7 protein-coding genes are annotated in these 4,971 nt (G+C 35.4%); 1 reads left to right on the plus strand and 6 read right to left on the minus strand.

Going from position 1 to position 4,971, the window contains the following annotated elements; all coding sequences use genetic code 11:
- Positions 1 to 72: 72 nt before the first annotated feature.
- The 6 genes from JHC30_05910 to JHC30_05935 form a co-directional block, all read right to left on the minus strand.
- Positions 73 to 711: a hypothetical protein gene (locus tag JHC30_05910; protein ID MCI4463685.1), complete on the minus strand. Its 639-nt coding sequence runs from the start codon at positions 709 to 711 to the stop codon at positions 73 to 75.
- A gap of 4 nt (positions 712 to 715) precedes the next feature.
- A complete protein-coding gene (locus JHC30_05915) occupies positions 716 to 982 on the minus strand; it encodes a hypothetical protein (GenBank protein MCI4463686.1) in 267 nt (88 codons plus the stop codon).
- 1 nt (position 983) lies between these two features.
- Positions 984 to 2,480 (minus strand): hypothetical protein, encoded by a 1,497-nt coding sequence (locus JHC30_05920; GenBank protein MCI4463687.1) that lies wholly within the window; start codon positions 2,478 to 2,480, stop codon positions 984 to 986.
- Positions 2,467 to 3,561 (minus strand): glycosyltransferase, encoded by a 1,095-nt coding sequence (locus JHC30_05925; protein MCI4463688.1) that lies wholly within the window; start codon positions 3,559 to 3,561, stop codon positions 2,467 to 2,469. The genes JHC30_05920 and JHC30_05925 overlap by 14 nt, the downstream gene beginning before the upstream one ends.
- A gap of 61 nt (positions 3,562 to 3,622) precedes the next feature.
- Complete coding sequence (locus tag JHC30_05930; protein MCI4463689.1) at positions 3,623 to 3,787, minus strand: hypothetical protein; 165 nt, start codon at positions 3,785 to 3,787, stop codon at positions 3,623 to 3,625.
- 417 nt (positions 3,788 to 4,204) lie between these two features.
- Positions 4,205 to 4,384, minus strand: a complete 180-nt coding sequence (locus JHC30_05935) for a hypothetical protein (GenBank protein ID MCI4463690.1) — start codon at positions 4,382 to 4,384, stop codon at positions 4,205 to 4,207.
- Positions 4,385 to 4,645: 261 nt separating this feature from the next.
- Between JHC30_05935 and JHC30_05940 the strand changes: the two genes are divergently transcribed.
- Positions 4,646 to 4,966: a hypothetical protein gene (locus tag JHC30_05940; GenBank protein ID MCI4463691.1), complete on the plus strand. Its 321-nt coding sequence runs from the start codon at positions 4,646 to 4,648 to the stop codon at positions 4,964 to 4,966.
- The last annotated feature ends 5 nt before the right edge of the window (positions 4,967 to 4,971 follow it).

A 4,971-nucleotide genomic window follows, 5' to 3' on the forward strand; every position in this document is an offset into this window, starting at 1 on the left:
CGTTGGCCAATAAAATGAAAAAAGGGAGCCTACCCGAGTAGGCAGGACTCCCTGGATGGAAGGAGATATAAATTAAGAAGAGGAGGAGGACACAAGTATTTTTTTAACGTTTTCAATGTTGCGGACATACCAATCTGCACCTTGAAGCATCTCCATAGTATTATAGCGTTTATAATCAATAGGCCTTGCGAAGAAAAAGCCTCTCCACATTAAATGCCCTTTCATATTTATTTTATCTCTCTCGTAAACAGCAAAATAAAACAAACCGAGTATATGTGCCATAGTATATGAATACATTGTATTGACTCTTAAAAGTTTATTGACTTGTAAAGGACTTTGAGCCGTATAATAGAAGTCAACTCCGAGTTTTCTATGCTGTGCAAAAAGATACATATAAGAGGCAGGCATTTTCTTAAACGCCTGGGAAGGGAAGAATAGGCCTGCCTCGTCAATTGCTAAAATAACGCTCTTCCCTTCCTTTCTTTTTTTTGCGGCCAAATCCATAAATCCATAGTTAAAAAAGTCCTCTACATCTTTCACATAGTAAATCTCCTTATAAATCTTTTTAGCATTCCTGCCAAATCCTTGAATCGTGAAAAAATATTCTTCATTTAACTTATAATTTGTGATAGCGACATCATAAGTAGCGACTTGCCTTGTTAAAAACAATGTTTTACCTGATCCCGCTAATCCGTAAATCCCTACAATCATAATATCACCCCTTTGTCAAAATACCAATAATATATTTTGCAAGCCTTACCACTATTAAGGTAGATATTGCAAGAGAAACCCAATCAACGAACCAATTCCAACCCACAACGACGTCAATCATGCCCACCGCAATTCTAAATCCCGTGCTGGATACTACCTGGCTCAAATAAGTGTTATAGTTTGAAAATACAGCACTCAATAAAGAATTTATAACATTCCAAATAAGAATAAGAGCACTTTTTGCAATACCTATAATCAGTGCAGTTATCATATTACGTCACCATGCTCCAAATTACAAATACGAGTAAGGTGTAAAGCCCTACTCTTATAACTGATTGCATTGTAGGATATCCTGACCAACTTGTTATTGGAGTTTTAAAATCTATAGTGGCTACTCCGTTTTTTGTGCCGAGTGCTGTGCTCATTGGTATATCAATAGTGTATAAAGGTGTAACGCTTGGGAGAGGATTTGAAACTTGAACCCAGCCCTGTGCTATTTGAGAAGAGAAGTCCGTTGCATCTGGCACAAAAAGGAGTTTCATTGTTTTCACAAACCAATCCTTGAACTCAGCCCATACCGCTTTCAAGAAGTCTAAAACGGCATTACCTGTGGTGCTCCCTATTGTTATAGTAACTGTATCAGACATTAATGTGGTGTGATCCAAACTTGCTAATAAAGTATACTCACCATCTCCCTCTCCTGAGTTTAAAGTAAGCGTGCCACTCCACACTGTGGTGCCGTTTATGATAGAGTAAGAAGTCAAATCTACATATCCCGCATTATGTAGAGCATGCGTGGCTCCAACGGTGACAGAGGTATGATTATAATTTGGATCTGTTACATCCGTCACATCACCACCATAAACAACCGACACAGGTATCTGTGTAGTCCCAGATTCAAAGTTATCACCTGTTTTAGGAGAGGTTATAACTAATACACCTTTTGGGACTTGAGGAACATTTGGAGCATTCAAATTAAAACTTGTAGAACCGCTTAAATCTATTGGATTGCCATTATTGTCTAATCCATGCACTGTCCAAAAGAGATAATGTGGATTAGATAAATTAACGAAGGTATTATCAAAACTACAATGCACGACATATGTTAATCCGCTTTGAGTTAAATTATAGTTTAATAAATGATAACCGTAGATCGTTTGACCTTGAGGTGTATCTGTGTTTAAAAATGTGAAATAGTTAAAAGAAAAATTGCTGTATTGAAGAGTAAATGAAGCAGTGTTACTCGTATAATTATAATCGTTGTTATAAACAAGACTAAAACTTGGAGCATCCGAAAGCACCACATTTGAAATAGAACCATTGCTATTAAATACACCCTTCAAATAAAAAGATCCTTGATAAGTATCATTATAAGCAACACCAGAAAACGACGCTTTTACTTCTACAACCTTACCAACTAAAAGCGATCCGCTATTTAATATACTTCTATTGTAGTGTAACTTAAAACCTACAAGGTTATAATTTCCAATTGTTGCACTTGTATTATTGTCATAAACGATTGCATTTCTATAATCAACGTCTCCGACTTTAAAGATTGAAAAAGTTATATTAGTGATTCCAAAACTTCCACCACCTGAATAAACATAAAAATATCCATCATTAGAGCCATAATCCTCATAATGCCAATTGAAACTTGACCCAGATAATTGTGTATACGTATACGTTGCACCTTTGACATTGCTAATAAACACATTTAAAGCAAATACGAATACCAGCAACGTTAATAAAATTTTTTTACCCCACTTCATTTATATCCCCTCCCTTATGTAAAGTCCTGACCCAAGTTTGCTCCCTATATGTAAAGAGAGCAATAATAATAATAACGTATTGCGATAAAGAAAAGAAAAAGAAACTTATTAAATCATATAACTTAACCTGCTCCCAATCTTCTTTATCCAAAAACAAGCCATAAAAAAGCATATTTATAAGGAGTGCCGTTGGGAGGTTTATAAGAAAACTTACAGGATGCAAAAGGGATTGCAAAAATGAAAAGGTATAAAACAGGCTGGCAAGTGGGAAGAGTAAAACAAAACTTTTTGAGAGAGCATAAGAAGAATAATCACCAAAAAGCAATTGAAATCCTCCTCGTGTCCATCTGAGCCTCTGTCTCCAAGAAATATCCCAAGTCTCGGGAGCCTCGTTATACACTACAATGCCCTCGTCCACAAAACGGATCGGAACTCTTATTTTTAAGGTGTATTCTAAATCGTCCACAAGTGTGTCCACATTAAAAGGATTATCTTTTAAAACTTTTGCCGTGCAAGCCCAACCGTTGCCTGGTATAACATTAGAAACACCTATTAAAGATAGAGCAGATTGAAACCTGTATAAGTAAGCATACAAAATTATATACATACGAGAAACCCAAGTCCTATTATTTTTTGGTATTCTTAAATGATGGATTATAATCTCGTTATCTCCTAAATAAGGAAGTGACTTTGCTAAAAAATCTTTTTCAAACCTTGTATCTGCATCAAAAAAGTATAGAGCGTCACTATCGTTTAATTTGTTTAAAATACGAGGGAGAGCCTTGCTAAGTGCCTTACCTTTGTTATGCTCGTGCACTTCATAAATCCGTGCTTTTAATCTCCCAGCCTTGTTTATTGTTTTATCCGTGCATGAATCCGCTACCACAAAAACACCATCAAAGCCCGTTGCTTTGCAATCATTTATTAAATTCTCAATAACATTTTCTTCGTTATGAGCAGGTATAATTGCATATGCACGCCGTTGTATACCTGCCCCCTTCTTTATACTTTTTTTATTTATGAATCCTAAAAACGGGAATAAAAACAACGCTAAAAAGAATAGGTTAAGAATTATTTTCATTAAATCGCCTCCTCAAAAGCAAGGTGAGAAAGCCAGCCAAAGAGCCCTTGCATAAAACCTCCTACCTGCCGAGTCTTGCTCTAATATAGTGGACTATAAAAGTCACTACAATAATACCGAATACAACACCGAGAACAACGAGAATGTAAGGCCCTACTGTGGTGCCGATGCTGTTAATTGTGTTTGTTAAGTTTGTAGAAAAATCAGTCCCAAAAACGCTAAGCATATGCAATTACCTCCTTTCGTAAATTTTTTAAACCGCTGGCTTTCTCGGACATTCTTATCACCTCCATTTTATATAATCAAAAATAGTAAGCAAAACTGCAAAAAGCATTCCTGCAATCACGAAGTAAGAAAAATAATCAAGAGCCGTTTGAATAATATTTTTGAGATCCATTATCTCACCTTCATAGCGTTTTTTACAAATATAATAATAGCCTCCACTACTCTGAAAACAAGAATAAGCATCAGAAATGCACCCAAAGCATAATTGACGTATTGATACAGAGTCATTCTAAAAACCACCTCCTCGCTAATGCATAACATGAGATCAACAGAATAATGATTCCTACAATCTGTATTAACTGCGAACCGAAAGCAATAAACATCGCCGATAATAACAAGCCGAGTATTATTTTACCCATTATCTCCCCTTAAAAGCAATATAGAACGCTACTGCCATAATGAATAACAAAGCCAGCACTCCCCAGATCATAATAACAAACTCATTTTGAAGAAGCCCGATTTGATTTTCAAGGTCGGTTATTAAAGTAGTTAATTTATTTATTAAACCTATCTGCTCGCCTGTTATAACTACGTGCATTTTGCATCCCTCCCGCAGGCTCCTCGCCTATCTTTTTTACTCCTAAAACATTTTAGAGCAATTTTTAGAAAAATGCAAGAGGCTTTTTTAAACCTTTTTTAATTGTTAAGAAAATTTAATAAAAGTCTATTCAAATATGATTGTTATTATTGTTTTCGTATGTATCTTTGCAAATATACTCTCTTTTGCCTATTGACATATTAGAATATCCATATTATAATATGGTGAAGTAAAAAAAATTACATAGGAAGGAGGTATAAAATGAAAAAAGAAATTAAGCAATTACGAGCCGAGTTGCAAAACATTGCAAACGAAATTATCGGCTGGGATGTAGAGGATGGAATTAAACAAAGTTTTGAGGCTGTTAATCTTTTACTCCTTGCCTCTCTTGCTCTAAAAGAATTTGAACCAGACACCGCTCCTCTTATTGTTAATGCTCTTAATAACGTTTGGAACTTAATAAGGGACGAGATTTCTATTGTAGGAGTGGAAGAAAACGAACTCTCCGAGAGTCAAAAGAAGGTTTTAAAGCAGTTGGATCAAATTATTAAAAAATTAGAGGAGGTGCAAAATGAGAAATAAGGACA

This window comes from Caldisericum sp., from assembly GCA_022759145.1.
In the GTDB taxonomy this organism is placed as follows: Bacteria; Caldisericota; Caldisericia; order Caldisericales; family Caldisericaceae; genus Caldisericum.

What these genes read in the sequence shown, in the direction of transcription:
- JHC30_05935 (MCI4463690.1), bottom strand. Translation starts at nt 4,384, where the DNA reads ATGCACGTAGTTATAACAGGCGAGCAGATAGGTTTAATAAATAAATTA.
- JHC30_05930 (MCI4463689.1), bottom strand. Translation starts at nt 3,787, where the DNA reads ATGCTTAGCGTTTTTGGGACTGATTTTTCTACAAACTTAACAAACACA.
- JHC30_05925 (MCI4463688.1), bottom strand. Translation starts at nt 3,561, where the DNA reads ATGAAAATAATTCTTAACCTATTCTTTTTAGCGTTGTTTTTATTCCCG.
- JHC30_05920 (MCI4463687.1), bottom strand. Translation starts at nt 2,480, where the DNA reads ATGAAGTGGGGTAAAAAAATTTTATTAACGTTGCTGGTATTCGTATTT.
- JHC30_05910 (MCI4463685.1), bottom strand. Translation starts at nt 711, where the DNA reads ATGATTGTAGGGATTTACGGATTAGCGGGATCAGGTAAAACATTGTTT.
- JHC30_05940 (MCI4463691.1), top strand. Translation starts at nt 4,646, where the DNA reads ATGAAAAAAGAAATTAAGCAATTACGAGCCGAGTTGCAAAACATTGCA.
- JHC30_05915 (MCI4463686.1), bottom strand. Translation starts at nt 982, where the DNA reads ATGATAACTGCACTGATTATAGGTATTGCAAAAAGTGCTCTTATTCTT.